The sequence below is a fragment of the Pontibacter fetidus genome (assembly GCF_010119545.1).
Classification (GTDB): domain Bacteria; phylum Bacteroidota; class Bacteroidia; order Cytophagales; family Hymenobacteraceae; genus Pontibacter; species Pontibacter fetidus.
In genome coordinates, this window is sequence record NZ_JAAEAA010000013.1 from 111,433 (window position 1) to 132,754 (window position 21,322).

At 47.1% G+C, this 21,322-nt stretch carries 14 protein-coding genes and 1 tRNA gene; 10 read left to right on the forward strand and 5 right to left on the reverse strand.

The features are described from left to right. The first annotated feature begins 174 nt into the window (after positions 1–174). Positions 175–2,529 (forward strand): T9SS type A sorting domain-containing protein, encoded by a 2,355-nt coding sequence (locus GWO68_RS11445; RefSeq protein WP_162346584.1) that lies wholly within the window; start codon positions 175–177, stop codon positions 2,527–2,529. Positions 2,530–2,558: 29 nt separating this feature from the next. Here the strand turns inward: GWO68_RS11445 and GWO68_RS17725 are convergent, their stop codons facing one another. Next, the gene (locus tag GWO68_RS17725; protein ID WP_202923732.1) at positions 2,559–2,729 is read right to left on the reverse strand and encodes a hypothetical protein; all 171 of its coding nucleotides are present in this window, start codon (positions 2,727–2,729) and stop codon (positions 2,559–2,561) included. Between the two features lie 388 nt (positions 2,730–3,117). Between GWO68_RS17725 and GWO68_RS11450 the strand changes: the two genes are divergently transcribed. Next, entirely contained in the window at positions 3,118–7,077 is a 3,960-nt protein-coding gene (locus GWO68_RS11450; RefSeq protein ID WP_162346585.1) for a T9SS type A sorting domain-containing protein, read from the forward strand. A gap of 170 nt (positions 7,078–7,247) precedes the next feature. On the opposite strand, the gene GWO68_RS11455 is transcribed toward GWO68_RS11450, so the two are convergent. The 4 genes from GWO68_RS11455 to pheS form a co-directional block, all read right to left on the reverse strand. Beyond that, positions 7,248–7,321 (reverse strand) — tRNA-Asn (locus GWO68_RS11455). 131 nt (positions 7,322–7,452) lie between these two features. Further along, positions 7,453–7,872 (reverse strand): Rieske (2Fe-2S) protein, encoded by a 420-nt coding sequence (locus GWO68_RS11460; protein ID WP_235942033.1) that lies wholly within the window; start codon positions 7,870–7,872, stop codon positions 7,453–7,455. Then, on the reverse strand, positions 7,859–8,716 hold the full coding sequence (locus GWO68_RS11465; protein ID WP_162346602.1) for a 3-hydroxyacyl-CoA dehydrogenase NAD-binding domain-containing protein: 858 nt from the start codon (positions 8,714–8,716) through the stop codon (positions 7,859–7,861). The genes GWO68_RS11460 and GWO68_RS11465 overlap by 14 nt, the downstream gene beginning before the upstream one ends. A 110-nt stretch (positions 8,717–8,826) precedes the next feature. Beyond that, positions 8,827–9,852, reverse strand: coding sequence for a phenylalanine--tRNA ligase subunit alpha (pheS, locus tag GWO68_RS11470; protein WP_162346586.1), 1,026 nt, complete (start codon positions 9,850–9,852; stop codon positions 8,827–8,829). A gap of 1,019 nt (positions 9,853–10,871) precedes the next feature. Between pheS and GWO68_RS11475 the strand changes: the two genes are divergently transcribed. From GWO68_RS11475 to GWO68_RS11510, 8 genes are all read left to right on the forward strand, one after another. Continuing rightward, on the forward strand, positions 10,872–11,690 hold the full coding sequence (locus GWO68_RS11475) for a cell wall-active antibiotics response protein (RefSeq protein WP_162346587.1): 819 nt from the start codon (positions 10,872–10,874) through the stop codon (positions 11,688–11,690). A gap of 18 nt (positions 11,691–11,708) precedes the next feature. Then, positions 11,709–12,749: a sensor histidine kinase gene (locus GWO68_RS11480; protein WP_162346588.1), complete on the forward strand. Its 1,041-nt coding sequence runs from the start codon at positions 11,709–11,711 to the stop codon at positions 12,747–12,749. After that, positions 12,727–13,473: a LytR/AlgR family response regulator transcription factor gene (locus GWO68_RS11485; protein ID WP_162346589.1), complete on the forward strand. Its 747-nt coding sequence runs from the start codon at positions 12,727–12,729 to the stop codon at positions 13,471–13,473. Before GWO68_RS11480 ends, GWO68_RS11485 begins: the two co-directional genes overlap by 23 nt. A gap of 244 nt (positions 13,474–13,717) precedes the next feature. After that, a complete protein-coding gene (locus GWO68_RS11490) occupies positions 13,718–14,359 on the forward strand; it encodes a TetR/AcrR family transcriptional regulator (RefSeq protein ID WP_162346590.1) in 642 nt (213 codons plus the stop codon). 24 nt (positions 14,360–14,383) lie between these two features. Beyond that, positions 14,384–15,730: a TolC family protein gene (locus GWO68_RS11495; protein ID WP_162346591.1), complete on the forward strand. Its 1,347-nt coding sequence runs from the start codon at positions 14,384–14,386 to the stop codon at positions 15,728–15,730. A gap of 27 nt (positions 15,731–15,757) precedes the next feature. Further along, entirely contained in the window at positions 15,758–16,912 is a 1,155-nt protein-coding gene (locus GWO68_RS11500; RefSeq protein WP_162346592.1) for an efflux RND transporter periplasmic adaptor subunit, read from the forward strand. Positions 16,913–16,932: 20 nt separating this feature from the next. Further along, positions 16,933–20,346 carry an efflux RND transporter permease subunit gene (locus GWO68_RS11505; RefSeq protein ID WP_162346593.1) on the forward strand — a complete coding sequence of 1,138 codons (3,414 nt, stop codon included), beginning with the start codon at positions 16,933–16,935 and terminating at the stop codon, positions 20,344–20,346. A 10-nt stretch (positions 20,347–20,356) separates the two neighbouring features. Beyond that, on the forward strand, positions 20,357–20,611 hold the full coding sequence (locus tag GWO68_RS11510; RefSeq protein WP_162346594.1) for an acyl carrier protein: 255 nt from the start codon (positions 20,357–20,359) through the stop codon (positions 20,609–20,611). The last annotated feature ends 711 nt before the right edge of the window (positions 20,612–21,322 follow it).

The following is a 21,322-nucleotide window of genomic DNA, read 5'->3' on the forward strand; positions in this document are numbered from 1 at the left end:
TTGCACTATAAGAACAAAAGCTGTTTTCTGTAATACTGTATTTTAGAGGTAACATGTTGGTTAGTAGTAGTATATGTTAAGGTTTTGGTTGATTATATGAATACGTGTTCATATATTCGCATCCCGATATAAACCATAGTAGAAAACCTATATACTTCGAGCTACAGACCAGGAATGAAAAAGCCAGTAATTTGCAGCAGTGTACTTATTCTCTTTTTCATGCTGTGTGGTTTAACTATAAATCCGGTTGTTGCCCAGATCAGCATTCCCCAAATGACGGCGGATGGTTATCAGTTAAAGCACACCTACACTCAGGACTTTAATGCCCTGCCCACGTCTGGTACCTGGGCAAACAACAGCACCTTGTCCGGTTGGTATGCAAGGCCCCTTAGCGGCAGTACGCCAACTACCATTGCTGCAAACGACGGTTCATCCGGTACAGTGGGGCTGTATAGTTTCGGGAGCCTTGGCAGCACAGACAAAGCCTTGGGCGGGCACGGCGCCAATGGCTATGGCGGCTATTATTATGCGGCACGCTTCAGAAACAACTCCGGCCAAACTATAAAGCACATTAAAATAAGCTATACACTGGAGCAATGGTACACCATTAAACAGGCAGGCTCTGCTTTAAATTTTGACTATGCCATAGGTGCTTTAGTAAATAGCCCGGTTGCAGCTATTACCTGGGTGCCGGTCGCGCCGCTCTCTACTAACATACAAGTCCCTATTCCGAAAGGCAGCGGTAATACCAGCGTTCTCGATGGAAATATGGCAGCTAACAGAGCTCAGGCAGCCTACCTGGTGCTGGATGTAAACTTGGCTCCCAACCAGGAAATTATGTTGCGCTGGAGCCAACCCGACTCTTATAACGGAACAGGAAGTGGAAAAGAGTACCCATCATCGGCTTTAGATGATGTAGAAATTGAGTTTCTCCAGAACGATGTTTTTTATGCTACCAGCCAGGTGCTGAGCAATAAAGCCAGCTGGAACACCGATGTGGCAGGTACGGGCAGAAACCCGACCGATTTTTCGATTAAAGACCAGATGTTTGTTGTAGCCACCGCCGGCAACTATAAACTAAGTAAAGACCTCACAATTGCAGGGCTAAACTCTAAACTGATACTCGGCGAAGAGCCAGCTGCCGCAACCTTAACTATACCTTTCAAATACAAACTTGCCGCAACTGTTGATATTGCCAATGGCTCCACGCTGCTTATAAACCACGAGTTGGCTGCCCCTGCATTTGGTAACCTTGCACCTAACAGCAATGTGGTCTATAACACTGATAGTACGGCGGCACCCGTGCAAGGCAACTATGGCAACCTGCTTATTAAAGGTGGCAAAGAGAAACTGATAGATATGCCGGTGCAGGTGCGCGGTAGGTTAAAGCTGGAAAATACAGGCGTACACCTAAAAAGCGCAACCATAACCCTGGAAAACGGAGCAACTATAGAACCAACCGGTAACGCAGCAATTATTAAGATTGGTCAGGGTGGTAAAGTAAAGCAATATGTGCAGCCAGGCAGTACCCGGTTTTTACCGGTAGGTTCGCAGCTAAGTTATACGCCCGTTAACATTACTTTACCAGCAGGCAAGGCGGCACGCTATATAAGTATAGCCTTGGCCGATGCCGTTTATGTACACTACGACAGTTCCCTGAAAGGCATCGGCGAGCCACTAAAGACGGGGCTGGTAAACAAAGTATGGACAATTAGCCAGGAAGGGGCAACAAGCCCGGATGCCGAACTTACTTTTTACTGGAACCCTGCAGACGAACTACCAGACTTTGACCGAACCGTTGCAGAGATGGCTTACTATAACGGAACGGCCTGGGAGTCGGCGGGTGGGGTGGTTACAACTATGGCAGGTGCCCGGGTAGCAGCAAAGGCAACGGCTTCGCCGAGTAACACAGTTACTATAACCAATGCCAGAAGTGGCATGTATGCTATCTGGCAGCCTCCGCGCAACCCCTTGCCTGTAGAGCTTACTGCATTTACAGCCAAATACAACTATGGGCAAACTGTGCTTAAATGGACTACAGCATCGGAGCGTAACAGCAATTATTTCGCTATTGAAACAAGTCCGGATGGCAGGCGCTTTACTGAAGTGGGGCAGGTAAAAGCGGCAGGATTTAGTGCAGTAGTTAACCAGTATAGCTTTACCCATTACCCAGCAGCTACCGGTGCAGTTTATTACAGGCTGGCAGAATATGACCTGGACGGAACAAAGACGTATTCTAAAGTGGTGACTGTACAGGTAAAACAGCATGGGCCGGCAACTATAGAGGCATACCCTAACCCGGGCCGTGGCCAGCTATATTTGTCATCGGCAACTATAAACGGGCCTGTACGCCTGGTGCTAACCGATATGAGCGGCAAAACTATAGTTACACATCAACTTACCTTAACGAGTGGGCAACCCATACTAACAGACCTGCAGCATTTGCCCGAGGGAGTTTACCTGGTGCAACTACAGCACACTGCAGGCCGGCAGGTTATCCGGTTGGTGCATTCGCCAAAACAGCCATAAACTAAAAAGGAGCCCGAAGGCTCCTTTTTTTATCCTCTCAACTTCCTGAATAACCAGGTAACAAGCAGGATGATCAGGACTATAACAATGAGGGCCGTCCACATGCCCGCTTCAAAAATATCTCCTACCAGTTCACAGCTACTCAGGGTTAATGCCATCAGTATAAACAGGGTAGCCAGGTATGTTCTTATGTTTTTCATAGTGCTATAGTTGTTCCGGTGCTAACAACATGGGCTTTTGCCAGTTACAGGCTTTTACCGGGTTATATGAATATATTGCCATGTGTATTAAAAGATACTGTATTGTGCCTTAAAAGGTTGGGCTGCATCGCTTGCAGGCAGTAAGCTTCTTCCAATCTATAGTTGCCTTTAACAAGTAGCTGGCAAGTGCCAGAAAAATAGTGGTACTGAGGATAATATCCATCTTGTTTATAGTGTATTAACTATATAAATTGTACCCGTATTTTTTCAAGATATTTTTGCTTTAGCCTGCCTTTTAATTTTTAACCCTCACCCTTGAGGAAACTATTAGCCAGTGGAGTTGGAGCAAGAAGAAGGGATTTATTTCTGTTTATAGCAACAACCTTTTATGCAACACTTTTACGCAGGGGCTCCTGTAAGCCCACCAGCATGCTTGCCGCAAACTGCTCCAAAAACGGCTAAAGCAGCGCTACTTCTTTTATTCAGCTTTTTGGTGCTTTCGGTGCCAGGTTACGGGCAGGGCAGCTATAGTTGGCAGCCAGTAGGCGGTGCGGGTATTTCCAAAGCAGCAGCAACCCATACCTCTGTTGCCTTAGATGCGCAGGGCAAACCGTATGTTGCTTTTTATGGCGATGCAGGCACTGGTACCGGTACCCGCGGTATGCTTATGAAATACAATGGTACCAGCTGGGTGGCGGTTGATGTTTTCGGTTTTGCAAATAGTGCCATTAATTCAACATCGTTAGTAATTGATGCCAACGGTAAACCATATGTCGCTTACCAGGACTCAGATGCCAATAAAAATAAAGCCGTAGTAAAAAGCATGATAGATGGTGCTTTCCGGCAGGTGCGCTACGATGGCATATTTCCTAACGAAGGAACAGGCGCTTCTACAGCCGGCGATAATCCTGCTATAACATTAGATAAAAGTGGTGTGCCCTATATAGCGCTTCAGGATGAACTGAATGGCAATCGACTAAGTGTTTATAAATACAACGCAGCAGGCTGGTCTGTGGTAGGCACCGTAGGTTTCTCCGCAGGCGTGTCTTATAATCCTTCGCTTAAACTGGATGGTAATAACGTACCTTATGTGGCTTACCAGGATGGAGGTGCATCCGGAAAAGTTACCGTTATGAAGTATAACGGCACATCTTGGGAAAATGTAGGTGCAGCCGGTATTTCTGATGAGGTGGCAACTGAGCCATCGCTGGCACTGGATAGCAATGGAACACCTTTCGTAGCTTACTCCGAAGGAACTGATAAAATGGCTACGGTTAAGAAATTTAATGGCACAGCCTGGCAAACAGTAGGTGATGCAAAATTCTCAACGAGTGGCGCACTTACCATATCGCTGGCAGTAGATGCATTGGGAACTCCGTTTGTAGCGTACCGCGACTTCGGAAACGAAAATAAGGCTGCACTAATGAAATTTAATGGCACCACCTGGGAGGCTGTTGGCACAGGTATCTCGGCAGGAACTGCGTTTTATACGTCGTTAGTGATAGATGCTTACGGCGCACCGTATGTGGCTTTCCAGGATGGGGCAAATGGCAACAAAGCTATAGTTATGAAGTACGTGCCTGCCGCACCAGTTATTACTGTGCAGCCGGTTGCTAAAAATGTGGCGGCTGATGCCAGCACTACTTTTACCGTAAACGCTACAGGCGATGGCCCCTTACGTTACCAATGGCAGGTCAGCCAGGATGGCGGAACGACGTACCTGGATATACGTGACGGCCTGGGCTATTCCGGAACTACAACATCAACCTTAACTATAGCTAAAGCAAGCATTTACATGAACGGCTACCAGTACCGCGTACTGGTTCATAATGGATCTGCTACTACTTCTGAAGCAGCAACTTTAACTGTAAGTATGGCTGGTACCGAAAACGCAACCGTATGGCAGGTTATAGGAGCACAGGGTTTCTCGCCTGGCGGCGTACAGTATTCTAAAGTTGCTATTGCCCCGGATGGGACGCCTTATGCTGCTTTCTCTGATGGTTCTATGGGTGGCAGGGCTACCGTTATGAAGTATAAAGACGCGAAATGGGAGTTGGTGGGTAATGCCGGATTTTCAGGTTGGATAATACAGAACGTAACAAAAGACCAACTGGACTTGGCTATTGATGCTAACGGAACACCATACATAGCTTATACAGATGCCAGTAAAAGCGACAAAGGCACCGTTATGAAGTTTAACGGTACCCAGTGGGTAACTGTAGGTACAGCAGGATTTACGCCATGGGTCGCTTCTGAACCAGCATTAGCGTTTGATGCCAGTGGTACGCCTTATTTAGCATTTGAAGAAGCTGGCGCTACTGTTATGAAGTTTAACGGTACTACCTGGGAGCTGGTAGGTGAAAGACAGTTCTCCTTAAACGGGTCAGTTTCAGATCTTGATCTGGCTATGGATGCGAATGGCAACCCTTATGTTGTGTTTTCAGAGTTTGCAAGTACTGCTAACTGGGGCAAAGTAATGAAGTTTGACGGTACAAGCTGGGCAACAGTAGGAGATGGATACTTCTCAAGTAGCAAAGCAGCTTATGCCACACTGGAGTTAGATGCGGCAGGCACGCCTTATGTTGCTTATCTGGATGTGGCTAACGGCGATAAAGCAAAGGTTATAAAGTATAACGGCACGGCGTGGGTTGCTGTAGGTGCTGAAAGTTTGCCGGGTTACAAGGTTGAGTTCATAGACCTGGCATTAGATAGCCAGGGAATGCCTTATCTGTATTATTACAACAAAGACCATGTAAACCAGGCGACTGTGGTAAAGTACAACGGCTCGACCTGGGAATTTGTAGGGAATGCAGGCTTCACGCAAGCCAGGGTAACTGATTTTGCTTTGAGTAAAACAGACGTTCCTTATGTGATATTCAGTGTTGGTAAAGCTGCCGTCATGAGCTTTGCACCAAATGCCACACCTACCGATATTGCGCTTGAGCATGCTGCAGTAAACGAGAATGTGGGGAATGGTACCATCGTAAGTGGTTTTACAACAACAGATGCTGATGCCGCAGATACGCACACCTATACTTTGGTTTCTGGCGAAGGCGCTGAAGATAACGACCATTTTTCTATTACCGACAACAAGCTGCAACTATGGCCATCTCCTGATTTCGAAACAAAAAGCGCTTATCATATCCGGGTTAGAACCAGCGATGGTAAACTAAACGGCTCTTTCGAGAAAGCATTGGTGTTGCAGGTAAACGACATGGACGAAATTGCTCCTGCAAACTATACCGTAGCTTTTAACCAGTCCCTGGTTACGCATAACAACAAAAACGCTGTTTCGATAACCGTGGCAGGAGCCGAAATTGGTGCTACCTATAGTTATACTATAACAAGCGCCGGAGGCGGCACACCTGTTACAGGCAGCGGCGAAGTAGCCACAGCTACCTTTGAGGTTAACGCAATTGATGTTACGCCTCTGGCAGACGGGCAGCTAACCATAGCGCTGAAGCTAACAGACATTGCCAAAAACACCGGAAATAACGCCACAGCACAGGTAAACAAAAATACCCGTTACGTTATTGGGGCCAGCAGAGGGGCATTTGTAAAAGTACCTTTCCTGACTACGTTTGCGCAACTAGGCAGCAAACTGCCTGCAACAGTAGAAGTAACTTACTTGGATGGCAGAAAAGAACCTCTTGCAGTTACCTGGCTTGCTGACACCTACAAAGGCTCCGAAGCCGGTGTATACGAATTGATTGGTACGCTGACGTTAGCTGAAGGAACGATAAACCCGGACAATGTAACAACTTACATACTGGTAGAAGTGGAGCCAAGCAAAGTGCCGACCGCTATTGCGCTCAGCAAAAATACCATAGCTGAAAACAATGCCATTGGTGCAGCTATAGGTACGCTTACAACTACAGACGCTGATGCCGGCGACACGCATACCTATAAGCTGGTGGAGGATACAGAAGATAATGCCTTCTTTACTATAGAAGGGAACGAATTGAAAGCTGCCGCCATATTTGATTTTGAGACCAAAAAGAACTTTAATGTTCGTGTTCAGACCAAAGACAGTGCCGGCATGACCTACGAAACTACAATGGCTATTGCTGTTACGGATGTATACGAAGCCCCAACCGGCATCGCAGACGAAAACTATCCGGGCCTGGAAGTTTATCCTAACCCAGCAACGTATTATCTTATCATCACTTCTGATAAGCTTATCGAATCGGTTAGCGTAGTGAACAGCCAGGGTAAAACAGTGTTTGCAAAGGCTAACAGAGGTGCCCAGGTACAGCTTAACACAGAAGCTTACACGCCGGGTGTATATACCGTGCTTGTAACATCACAAGGCAAACTCTACAGTCGCCGCATAGTTATAGTTAGGTAACTATAATTTAAAAATGGCTTTACTTAAAAGGTATGTTCGGGGATAATTTCTCCCGGGCATACCTTTTTTGTTTCAGGCAGCTATAGTTTGGTAAAGCAGGAGTGTATGGGGAAGGAGAGGGTACAGAAAGACATAAAACAAAAAAGCCACTCATTGCTGAGTGGCTTTTGCTCCCCCTCCTGGGCTCGAACCAGGGACCCCATGATTAACAGTCATGTGCTCTAACCGACTGAGCTAAGGAGGAATTTTATGTTCAGTGGCGGCCTCTACCGCCGAATGATGATGCAATATTACAGCCTCTTGATCGATTATGCAAGCACTGCTCTGAAAAAATCTTTCGTATTTTTATAAAATTCTGAAACTCAAAGCAAAAATTTAATTGCTAATGTAAAGGATGTTGTTGGCAAGCGATGTTTTATACTGTAATAAGCCATAAACCGCCGGCCCGGCCGTAACATTTCCCTGAAAATTAAACTGCGAACCACAGCAGCTATGCGTCAGAAACAGGTTGGATTGATCGACAGAAACTACGCCACAACTGGCATCGGGGTCGTAGGGGCAGGCGCGCTCAAAAGCATAATACGAGTTGGCTGTTTGCCTGATAATGATAATGCCCCGGTAACCTGCTTGTATATAGGCATAGCCACCATCCAGGCGCAGCATCGGGTATTGCAAACTGTTTACGCTTATCTGCTCACTTACCGGTACGTTTGGTATACCGGGGCCAGGGTTGTCGCTATCGCAGGCCGTAAGTATAACTATAGCCAGCAGCGCGAGCCACCTATTTATAATCATAAAAGCCTTTGCCCGACTTGCGCCCATGGTAGCCGGCGTCCACTTTTTGCTGTTGTATGCGGCTCGGTCTGAATTTAGGGTCATAATGAAAAGCCTCGAACATAGAAGTGGTTACGGAGAAATTAGTATCAACGCCGATCAGGTCCATCAGCTCGAATGGTCCCATTTTAAAACCACTGGCCTGCATCAGCTTATCAATGGTCTCTACATCAGCCACGCCTTCTTCCAGCAGTTTCAGTCCTTCTACGTAATAATGGCGCGCTACACGGTTAACGATAAAACCGGGCGAATCTTGCGCCATTACCGGCGTTTTCTCCAGTTTCAGGGCAAGTTGCTTTATAGTTAGCGCTACTTCCGGGCTTGTAGCTGCACCTGATATCACCTCTACCAGCTTCATGATGTGCGCCGGGTTAAAGAAATGCATGCCTACCACACGCTCGGGGTTAGGTACGCCAGCCGCAATACGCGTAATCGGAATAGAGGAGGTATTAGAAGCCAGTATAGTTTGGTCAGAGTTAATGTCAGCCAGCTCTTTAAAGATGCTCTGCTTTACTTCCAGACCCTCTACCACGGCTTCAATAATCACATCGCAATGCAGGTCCAGGGTATTGCCAGTAAAAGTCAGGTTAGCCAGCGTGGCCTCTTTTTCAGCTATAGTTAGCTTGCCTCGTTCTATGCCTTTGTCCAGGTTTGTAGTGATGGTTTGCTGCGCCTTGCCAAGCACGGTTGCATTTATATCGAACAGTATCGTTTTGTAGCCTGCCTGCGCACATATCTGGGCAATGCCCTGGCCCATGGTACCTGCTCCAACTATACCTATCGTTCTTATATCCTCGAATTTCATCTTCATAAATGGTTAAATTGTTTGATGGTTAAATTGTTAAAAGGCTACACTATAACTATAGACTAGTTATTTACGAAGCCCAACAATTAAGCAATTCAACCATTTAGCCATTATACTATACCTTCAAACTGGCGAAGGAAGCGCACGTCGTTTTCGGTGAACAGGCGCAGGTCTTTTATCTGGTACTTCAGCATGGTGATACGCTCGATGCCCATACCAAATGCAAATCCGGAATATTCTTTAGAGTCGATACCGCAGTTTTCCAGTACCGCAGGGTCTACCATGCCAGAACCACCGATCTCTACCCAGCCGGTTTGCTTACAAATGTTGCATCCTTCGCCTTTACAGATCAGGCAGGTAATATCGATCTCGGCACTTGGCTCTGTGAACGGGAAAAACGATGGGCGGAAACGCACTTTGGTATCCTGGCCGAAAAGCTCTTTAGCAAAGTAGTAAAGCGTTTCCTTAAGGTCTTTAAAGCTTACGCCTTTGTTTACATACAGCCCCTCTACCTGGTGGAAAACCATGTGTGCTCTGGCAGAAATGGCCTCGTTGCGGTACACGCGGCCCGGCATTATGCTGCGCAGGGGTGGCTGGTTGTTCTCCATCAGGCGCACCTGCACTGTAGAGGTATGTGTGCGGAGCAGTTTGTTTTTATCCTCGCTCAAAAAGAAGGTATCCTGCATTTCGCGGGCAGGGTGGTTCTCCGGGAAGTTGAGGGCCGTAAAGTTGTGGAAGTCGTCCTCGATCTCCGGTCCTTCGGCTACGTTAAACCCGATCCGCTCAAAAATACGCACGATTTCGCGGCGCACTAAAGATAGCGGATGACGTGTGCCAAGTGTGTTTGGTATAGTTGGGAGCGTAAAGTCAAAGCCGGTATCAGCAGTGCTTTCGGTGTTATTAGCCAATTGCTCCTGTGCCTGGTCGAAACGCTCCTGGGCGCGGTTCTTTAGTTGGTTCAACTGTTGGCCCACTTCGCGGCGCTGCTCGGGGGCAACCTCTTTTAAGTTATCAAAAAGCGCTGCGATCTGACCTTTACGACCTATATATGTAATTCTGAACTGCTCCAGCTCAGCTGCATTGCTAAGTTGGGCGGCTTCTATCTCTTGTGCTACTGTCTGTATCTTCTCAACCATAGTATGCAAAGATAATAAATTGGTGATAACTGTATGAATCAGGATTTACAGGATTAAAGGATTTACAGGATTGGGGCTGTTGCTATACTTGAAATAGCTATAGTTTCATAGTTGCAGTTATCCAACCACCCCTGCCCCTCAGAGCTACGCTCGCTACCTTCGAAATCACTTCTCGGTAGTCTAAGGAGGGGAGCTCTACTGCTGCTTCCAATTCACAAACTATAGTTCTATAGTTTACGGTATTGAGCGGACAGGTCGAGACCTGTCCCTACGGAACTATAGCCACGAGAAAAACCGATCTGCTTTAACAAAGAGCAAGTACAGCAACTATAACTATATCATAAACTATCGAGCTTGATTTCAGTCTTTGGGTTGAGCGCCTTTGACTTGTTGCGGTGCCACAGGCAACCTGAGCGCAGCGAGGGTAGCAAGAAGGCAGCAGCGCGATGCCCGAAGACGGGGCCTCCCGGCCTGGGAGGGCACCAAAGCTAACTATAAAACGATAGGTTAGTAGAGCTCCCAGGATTAGAGTTGATTTGAAAGGATGGCTTGGTTCAAATAAGTATATGCCTCAGCTATAGCACATATGAGATCCTTCGACTAACGCCCGAAAAGACGTTATGGGAAGTACACTTTATCCGTAGCATTCAGATTGCTCCTAACGTCGAAATGACAATAGGAAACTATAGGACAAAAAGATTGCTCGACATTGCTCGGGATGACAAAAGAAAAACTATAGCCCAGACACTAGCAGGAACTGCGTACACTGCCAGGTCTTCTCCTGCTAATCAATCAAATCTCCTTAATCCGTGGTTCAGACAGAACAAGCAACTATAGTTTCCTGAATCAAATTAATATACCATCTTTACTATATTTAACAGCAGCGGTAAGTTTAAACCTAACTTTGTTTACCGACGCAACCCTGCAGTTTACCGACTTTTTGCTTTGGCCAGCCTACTAACTATAGCCGCCAGATTCTGATCGCAGTACATTTGATCAGAAATTAAAACATAACAACTATGGAAAATCAAGATCTAAACACAAACAAAGGTTACAAAGGCTGGAAAAACAGAAATGATAACCGCAATGGTCGCGTAATGGCCGGGCTACTGCTCGTATTAATTGGCGTTGTACTGCTGGCCTCTAAAATGAATGTTGTCTTTTTACCACGCTGGCTCTTTACCTGGCAGATGATCCCGATCCTGGTAGGTTTATTCATCGGCTTCAAACATTCGTTCCGTAACCCATCCTGGATTTTGCCAGTGGCCTTAGGCGTAATTTTCCTGGTTGATGAATTTGTGCCAGGCATTTCGCTACGCAACTACATCTGGCCGATCGTGATCATTACAATCGGGCTTTGGGTTATCTTAAAGCCAAAGCATGATATGCGTCCACGTTACGTGTCGGGTTTGCCAACTATGCCACCACATGGCGTAACATCTAACGAAGCTTATACTGCTGAAAGCAATGCCTATGCCGGAAATGCCACAGCATCAGCGGATGACTACATTAACTCGACGGCCATTTTTGGAGGGGTAAAGCGCAACATCCTGTCTAAAGATTTTAAGGGTGGCGAAATTGTAAGCGTGTTTGGCGGTAACGAACTGAACCTGACGCAGGCCGACATACAACACCCTATTGTGTTGGATACCACCCAGATATTTGGCGGAACATCGCTTATCGTGCCTCCGCATTGGGAAGTGCGCAACGAAGTGGTAGCTATTTTAGGCGGTGTATCAGATAAACGCATGATGCTGCCGGGTGGCTACGACCCAAATAAAGTTCTTATTATAAAAGGTACTGCCTTGTTCGGTGGGCTCGACATCAAGAGTTTTTAATTCAAACTATAGCTATACATGGCTCCTGCAAGAGTAATCTGGCTATACATGGGGTGGGCCGCTTTCTGGTCGGGGGTATTTGTGCTGGTGTTATTGCCTGCAAACTATAGCCCGGCCCTGACTCTAAAAGATGCCCTGCTATACAACCTGCTGCTAACTATAGCCGGCTATGCCGCAGGCACGGGGCTACGCTACTACCAGCCTACATTGCGCCAGGGGGTGTTGCTCTTGGCCTGGAGCTTGGGGTTGGCAGGTATTTGTACGCTGGTTTATAGTTTGCTGATCGACAAGTTACTAGATGATAAACTATACCTGGCTTTTGTAGGAGATTCGTTGCCGATGAGGTTGGTGTTTGGGTGGTTGCTGCTGTTGCTTTTGCTGCTGATAAACTGGTTCTGGTTTTACACAAAAGAGCAGCGCCAGCACGAAGAACGCAAAGCGGCCACCGAAAAGCTTGCCCGCGAAGCAGAGCTTTATACCTTACGCCAGCAGTTGCAGCCCCATTTTTTGTTTAACAGCCTTAACTCGATCAGTGCGCTGGTGGTAGTCAGGCCAGACCAGGCCCGGACCATGGTACAGCAACTGTCTGATTTTTTACGGGGCACTTTACGAAAAGAAAACCAGCAACAGGTAACCTTAACCGACGAACTACAGCAACTGGAACTATACCTGGCAATTGAAAAAGTGCGTTTCGGTCACCGGCTGCAAACTATAGTTGAGGTGTTGGATGATGCCAGAAATCTGAAACTACCCGCCCTGCTGCTGCAACCTATAGTTGAGAATGCCATTAAGTTCGGGCTTTACGGCACCACCAGCGATACAACTATAACTATAAAAGCTTTCAGGGCAGATGCAAATCTTGTTATAACGATAGAGAACCCTTTTGATACCGATGCCGCACAAACGCAGGAGGGAACAGGCTTTGGGTTAAGCTCGGTGCAGCGGCGGTTATACCTGCTTTATGCCCGCCCCGACCTGGTACAAACACAGCAACACGAAAACCAATTTACCACCACCGTAACTATCCCGCAAAACTATGATCAAGTGCCTCATAATTGATGATGAACCCCTGGCCCGCAGTATAGTAGCCGAATACTTGCTGCAACACCCCGATGTAACTATAGTTCAGGAATGTGGCGACGGTTTTGAAGGGATAAAAGCCATTAAACAGCATCAGCCCGATCTGATCTTTCTGGATATACAAATGCCGAAGATAAATGGCTTTGAGATGCTGGAACTGGTAGAGCAACAGCCGGGCGTGATCTTTACCACTGCCTTCGATAACTATGCCCTGAAAGCTTTTGAAACCAATGCCGTAGATTATTTACTAAAACCTTTCAGCCAGGAACGGTTTAATACAGCGCTAAAAAAGTGGCAGGAAAAACGAACGAAAGAAGCTACAGAGAAGCCCGCAACTATAGACCTGAGCGAAGTGCCCGCCAAGCAACCCGAAGAGCGCACCCGCATTGTTGTTAAAGCCGGCAACGACATCCGGATAATACCCGTGCAGGATGTTTTGTACTTAGAGGCCTACGACGATTATGTAAAGATCCACACCAAAGACGGCCTGTTCCTGAAAAAGAAAACCATGGGCTACTACGAGCAAACCCTTGATACGGCTCATTTCGTGCGCGTGCACCGTTCTTTTATGATCCCGATCGCCCAGCTCACCCGCATAGAGCCCTTAGAAAAAGACAGCCACGTAGCCCTGCTTAAAAATGGCGTGCGTGTTCCGCTTAGTAAGAGCGGCTATACCAAACTGCGCACCGTGCTCGGCCTGTAATTTTTTTTGTAGTAATCTTTTGTGTTGCAACACCGATCTAGGGTTGTGCCTGCTTTGCCATTGCTATAGTTTGTTACGGCATTGGTCTATATAACACAGCATTTTGTCCGGAAATACGGCGGTCGGGCGACAGGTAGGTTTTTGCAATTTAGCTGGAAACGAGCTTTTTGAGGCTAATTTGGCAACAAAAATTTAACACAGGAAACTTTCGGAATAAAAATCGTTTCCATAGTTTTGTGCCGCTATGAGTAATGCCGAGATAGAAGAACGCACCGAAACCAGGAGTAAGATTTCCTGTACCGCTTTCCAGTTGTTTTGCCAGCGGGGTGTTAAAAGTGTGTCGATGGATGATATTGCGCAGTTCCTGAGCATGTCTAAAAAAACGATCTACAAGTGGTTTGATAACAAGAACGAGATTGTGGTAGCATCAACAGGGGCATACCTGAGCGACATGCAGGAACGTTGCGAAGTGCATTTTCAGAATTCCGGAAATGCGATTGAAGAGCTGTTCAACATTATGGGCATGACCCGCGAGCTTTTCAACCAGTTTCACCCTTCCCTTTTCCACGACCTGCAAAAATACCACCCCGAAGCTTTTAAGCTTTGGATGCAGCACCGCGACGACTATATGTTTGTGAAGATAAAAGAGAACCTGGTGCGTGGCATAAAAGAGGGCCTTTACCGCAAAGACCTGGATATAGAAGTGATGGCAAAAGTGCGGTTGGTACAAGTAGAGATCCCTTTTAACCCTCAACTGTTTCCGCCGCACAAATATGACCTGAAACGCGTGCAAATGGCTACCCTGGAGCACTACATGTTGGGCCTGGCCACACTTAAAGGCCACAAACTGATAAACGAGCTCAAACACATAAAAGAAGAAGAATAACCTACTACCTGACCAGAATAAAACATGAAAAAAAGACTAACGCTTATAGTTGCTGCCTTCATGCTGCTTGGCTTTACCGGGGCGCAGGCCCAGGAAGTAAAGCAGTTTAGTTTGCAGCAAAGTATAGACTATGCCCTGCAAAACCGCGCAAACCTGAAAGCCGCCCAAAACGATGAAAAGATCGCAAAAGCCAAAGTAGGGGAGATACGCGCAATGGGCTTGCCGCAACTAGATGCCTCGCTTGATGTAGGAAATAACTTTGTGCCGCAGAAAGGTTTTTTACCGGCAGAGTTTTTTGGAGGGAAGAAAGGTGAATTTACACCTGTTACGTTCTCGCCGGGGTATACGGGCACGGCAACTATAAACGGGCGCCAGCTTTTGTTTGATGGCTCTTACCTGATCGGCTTAAAAGCAGCCAACACATATACAGAGCTCTCGCGCAAAACAACCGCACAAACCGAAATTGATATTGCAGAGCAGGTAAGCAAAGCCTACTACGGCGTGCTGGTAAACCGCGAGCGTATGGAGCTGCTAAACCAAAACCTGACCCGCCTGGATACCTTGCTGCGCCAAACCCGCACCATGTTTGAGAACGGGGTAGCCGAGCAACTGGATGTAGACCGCCTGCGCGTATCGTACAACAACCTGCAGGTAGAGCAACAGAAAGCCGAGCGCCTGATGCAGCTGGCCGAAAGCCTGCTCAAATTTCAGATGGGCTTGCCACAGGACCAGCCAATTATACTTACCGATAAGTTAAATGAAGTAGAAGTAGATGTGGCAAAAACCGATGCTAAAAGCTTCGACTATAGCAAACGCATCGAATATTCTATACTGGAGACGCAACGCGACCTGGCCACACTGGACCTGCGCAACAATAATTCCGGTTACCTCCCTAAACTATACTTAAATGCCCGCTACGGTTACAATGCCGCCAACAACGAGTTTGGCGAGCTAACCAAAACAAACAACTGGCTGGAATATGGCTATATAGGCGGTCAGCTGCAATTGCCAATTTTTGATGGTCTGAGAAAGCACTACCTGGGGCAGCAGGCAAAACTGAAAGTAGAAAACACTAAGTATGGGTTTGAGACATTGCGCCAAAGTATAGACCTGCAACTGGAACAGGCAACCACCGAACTTACCAACTCACTGGATGTACTGAAGGCCCAGCAGGAGAACCTGGCACTAGCCGAGGACATTGCCCGTGTTTCTAAAATCAAGTACCAGGAAGGCGTAGGCTCTAACCTGGAGGTGATTACCGCTGAAACCGACCTGCGCCAGGCACAAACCAATTATTACGCCGCCATCTACGACGCCCTTATCGCGAAAGTGAACTTAGAAAAAGCCCAAGGCACCCTGATCACAAAATAAACTATAGAAAAAAATCACAACACGAAGATGAAACGAATCATAGGCATTACATTGCTGGCACTTGTACTTGGCGTAGCCTCCTGCGGTGGCAATAACGATAAAGAAGCACAACTGGCCGACCTCAGAAGCAAGCAAACCGAAATTGAAGGCCAGATTGCCAAACTGGAGGCCGAGCTGAAAGCCGAAGGCAAAAAAGTAAATACACCACGCAAAACTGTGCCGGTGTCGGTGGTAGCAGTGCAGCAGGATACCTTTAGCCATTACCTGGAAATGCAGGGCAAAGTAGATTTTGACCAGAACGTGCTGGTAAGTGCCCGCGTACCGGGTGTGCTTACCAGTGTGCGCGTGCAGCCCGGCGACCGGGTAAGCAAAGGCCAGACCATGGCAACTATAGATGCGCAGGTGCTGGAGCAGAACATTGCCGAACTGCGCACCCGTTTAGAGCTGGCCCGCATCGCCTTCCAGAAACAGAAAAACCTCTGGGACCAGAAAATAGGCACCGAAATGCAATACCTGACCGCCAAAAACAACAAAGAGGCCCTGGAGCGAAGTATGGCTGCCCTGCAACAGCAACGCGATCAGTATAATGTGAAAGCGCCTGTTAGTGGTGTGGTTGATGAAGTGATACCGAATGCCGGCGAAGCAGTAGCACCGGGTGTGGGCATTATCAGGGTGGTAAATATGTCTGGTGGCAAAATTACAGCTGAGGTTTCTGAAGCGTACCTTACCAAAATCAACAAAGGCGACAATGCCATTGTGTTTTTCCCGGACCTGAACCAGGAAATAGAAACGACAGTAGCTGTGGTCAGCAAATTTATAGACCCTACCAACCGCACCTTTACTGTAGAACTGAAGCCGAAGAATGCGAAGGGAATTGAGTTACGTCCTAACCTGGTAGCCATAGTACGCATCCAGGACTATAAAAACGAGAACACCATTGTGGTGCCGGTTAACCTGGTGCAGAAAGATGAGAAATCGGAGTATGTGTATGTGGCTAAAAAAGAAGGCAATGGCTATGTAGCAACCCGGCGCGAAGTAAAAACAGGCCAGTCTTACAAAGGGGAAACCGAAGTGCTGAACGGCCTGGCTGCTACAGACCAGCTCATTACAGCCGGATATCAGAACCTGAACGAAGGCCAGCCAGTGGTTTTTGAGCAAGCTAAGGCCCTGGGCCAGAAGTAAACCTTACATCCTGCAAAACTATGAAAGAGTTTAAGCCGACCAGTTGGTCTATCAATAATAAAACCAGTATCTACATCATCACACTGATCATCTCGATCTGGGGTATCTTCTCTTACATCAATATCCAGAAAGAGAACTTCCCGGATATTGTGGTGCCAACCGTGTTTGTGAGTACCATTTATGCCGGTACTTCGCCCTCGGATATGGAGAACCTGGTAACGCGCCCAATCGAGAAGGAGATAAAAGCCATTTCAGGAGTTAAAAAGATCACATCCAACTCTATCCAGGATTTCTCAATGGTGGTGGTAGAGTTTAACACCGATGTGGATGTGCCGGAAGCAAAGCAGCAGGTAAAAGATGCCGTAGACAAAGCCCGCACCGATCTGCCAACTGACCTGACCCAGGAGCCAAACATACAGGATGTAAACTTCTCGGAGTTCCCGATCATGCAGGTAAACATTTCGGGTAACTATAGTTTGGACCAACTGAAGAACTATGCCGAAGACATACAGGACCGCATCGAATCGCTCTCTGAAATTACCCGTGTAGACATGGCCGGCGCCCTGGATAAAGAAGTGCAGGTAGATGTAGACATGTATAAAATGCAGGTAGCGCAGGTTACGTTCAACGACATCAGCAATGCCATTGCTTTCGAAAACCTGACGCTATCGGGTGGTAACGTAACTGTTGGCGAAATGAAGCGCTCGGTGCGCGTGGTGGGCCAGTACGTAGACCCAAACAAGATCGGCGATATAGTGGTGAAGTCGGCCTCCGGGGCTAACATACAGCTAAAGGAGATTGCTACCGTAAGGGAAGGTTTTGAAGAACAGGAAAGCTTTGCCCGCCTGGATAACGAGCCGGTTATTACTCTGAACGTGATTAAGCGCAGTGGCGAAAACCTGATTGAAGCATCAAACAAAATCGAAGACCTGCTCAGCGATATGGAAGGCACTGTGCTGCCATCTGACTTAAAAGTGAGTGTAACCGGCGAGCAGGCAACCCAAACCAAACACACCCTTAACGACCTGATCAATACCATCATTATCGGGTTTGTGCTGGTAACGGTTATCCTGATGTTTTTTATGGGTACTACCAACGCCATTTTTGTGGGGTTATCGGTGCCAATCTCCATGTTCGTAGCCTTCCTGCTTTTTGATTCTACAGGTGTGTCGCTGAACATGATCGTGCTGTTCGCCTTTTTGCTGGCACTGGGTATAGTGGTAGATGATGCTATAGTTGTGATCGAGAATACGCACCGCATTTTCCATACATCAAACCTGGGCATAGTAAAGGCGGCTAAAGTAGCTGCCGGCGAAGTGTTTGTGCCTGTGTTGGCCGGTACGCTTACAACTATAGCGCCATTTGTACCACTGCTTTTCTGGCCGGGTATAGTAGGTGAGTTTATGTTCTATCTGCCTATTACGCTTATAGTTACCCTGATGGCATCGTTGCTGGTAGCCTTTATCATTAACCCGGTATTTGCCGCCTCTTTCATGAAAAAGGAGCACGCTGCCCCAACCGCCAGGTCGCGCAAACGCTTTATGATCATTATGGGCGCAGCCCTGGTTATAGCTATAGTTTGCTACATCATCGGTTCTTATGGTATGGCTAACCTGTTGCTGCTTGGCATTGTGCTGGTAGCCCTTAACAGGTTTGTATTAACCGGCCTGATAGCGAAATTCCAGAACAATGCACTGCCGCGCTTTATGGCAAAGTATGAGCAACTGCTGCGCTGGATGCTGGTAGGCAAACGCCCGATTGGGGTGTTCGTAGGTATATTCCTGCTGCTTTTCTTCTCGGTATTTCTGGTAGCGGTGCGCTCGCCTAAAGTGGTTTTCTTCCCCGACAGCGACCCGAACTTTGTATATGCCTACATCCAGATGCCGGTTGGCACCGACCAGGCTGTAACCGACTCAGTTACCAAAGTGGTGGAGAAACGCATCTATAACGTAATTGGCCAACAAAACCCGGATGTAGAATCAGTAATATCGAACGTGGCCATTGGCGCCGGCGACCAGAATGATCGCAGCCCTACCGCCCAGTCGCATAAAGGTAAAGTAACGGTTGCTTTTGTTGAGTTTATGGACCGCGTGGGCGAGAAAACGACCGGCGAGTACATGAACGAGATACGCGAAGCTGTGAAAGGTATACCGGGAGCCGAAATAACCGTGGACAAAGAGCAGAATGGTCCGCCGGTAGGTAAACCTATCAGTATCGAGATCTCGGGCGAAGAGTTTCCGGAGCTTATCGCACTCTCTAAAAATGTGGAACAGTACATTGCCAGCCAACAGATAGGCGGTATAGAAGGCCTGAAATCTGACCTGGAAGACAGCAAACCGGAAGTAGTGATAAACGTGGACCGCGAACGGGCCAACCGCGAAGGCATCAGTACCGGCCAGATAGGTATGGAGATCAGAACGGCTATTTTCGGTAAAGAGGCCTCTAAGTTTAAGCTCGACGAAGACGAATACCCGATACAGGTGCGCTACGCAGAGCCTTACCGCAAAAACATAGATGCCCTGCTTGACTCCAGAATTACCTACCGCGACATGAATACAGGCCTGGTGCGCCAGATTCCGTTATCATCAGTGGCAAGTATAGAATATGGCAATACTTATGGCGGTATAAAGCGCAAAAACCTGAAACGTGTTGTAACTTTGGAGTCGAATGTGCTGGCTGGGTACAACGCCAACGAAGTGGTGCAACAGATAGAGCAGTCGCTGCAGAATTTCCAGACGCCGGAAGGTTACGAAGTGCGTATGGGCGGGCAGCAGGAAGAGCAACAGGAAACTGGTAATTTCCTGTTTATGGCCCTAATCGCCGCGTTCTTCATCATCTTCCTGATCCTGGTAACGCAGTTCAACTCGGTGTCCAAACCATTTATTATCCTTTCAGAAGTGCTGTTCAGTATTATCGGTGTATTGCTGGGCTTCTCTATCTTCCGGATGGATGTATCTATAGTTATGACTGGTGTGGGTATTGTGGCGCTGGCCGGTATAGTTGTAAAGAATGGTATACTTATAGTTGAGTTTACGGACCTGTTGCTGGAAGAAGGCAAGGAACTGAAAGAAGCTATAGTTGAAGCTGGTAAAACGCGCCTTAACCCGGTTATACTTACCGCCACGGCAACTATACTTGGCTTGGTACCATTGGCGTTAGGTATAAACCTTAACTTCTATACCTTGTTTACGGAGTTTAAGCCGCACTTTTTTATGGGTGGCGAAAGCGCTGCATTCTGGGGACCACTAGCTTGGACCATTATTTTCGGGCTTGGTTTTGCAACTATAGTTACCCTGCTTATAGTGCCGGTTATGTACCTGCTGAACGAGAAATTGAAAGACAGGCTGATTGGTAAAAAGAAACGTGCCGCAGCCCTTAAAATAAAACAGGACGAAATGCCTGTAAATGGTAAAGTAAGAGAATACACGTATTAATAGAGTACCCATGATTACAACAAATAAAGCTATTGAGCAGGAGGTTATCCGCATCATTAGCAAAACCACAAAAGTAAAACCATCCCGTTTACAAGCCGATGCCAGCCTGGAGCAAAAACTTGGCTTTGATACACTGGATGTAGTTGATATTATACTTGCACTGGAGAAAAGTTTCCAGATTGTTATTCCGGATGAGGTTCCGATAAACACGGTAGGTGATTTTGTAACCTATGTTGCTGATCATTCGGAGCTGGTTGCAGCGTAAGATTTGTACTACTTTAAACAACAAAGGCGGATGTAATTCCGCCTTTGTTGTTTAGAACCTTTTATAGTTGCCAAAGAAAGACCTAGGGGCGTGCGAAGCTCCTGTTAGCGTCCTTTTCTATACTCTTCCTCTATTGTCATCCCGAGCGAAGCCAAGGGATCTGATATGTCCTATAGTTCTTACTTTGTCCTATCGACGTTAGGAGAAATCTATCTCAGCTTATAGTTCCTGTTTTCTTTAACTTAAACCAAGCTATCTTTTCAAATAACCTGTATTCCTGGGAGCTTTAGTTACCCATCGTTTCAACTATCCCTTGGCTCCCTCATGGCCGGGTTGGGTATCGCGCGGTGTACATTTCTTTTTCTCGTTCCTCGAAATGGCTGCGCCACCAGAAATCTACAAGGCGCTCAACCCAAAGACTGATATCTTTCTACTATTCACCACTAACTATAGTTTGAACTTGCTCGCTTCGAAATTGATCGTGGTAATAATTCCGTAGGGACAGGTCGCGACCTGTCCGCTTCAAAGGCCGTCACTATAAAACCATAAATCCAACTATAGCAAAGGCAGAGAGTCCCCCTTTGAAGGGCAGGGCCGTTAAGTTCTATTTTTCGTAAACTAATATGTTTAGGAAAGGGGGAGCAGATGCAAAATAGTGAAGTAAGTTTACTAGCCTGTCTGCGTGAGGTACCTGATTTTCGTCGCCCGCAA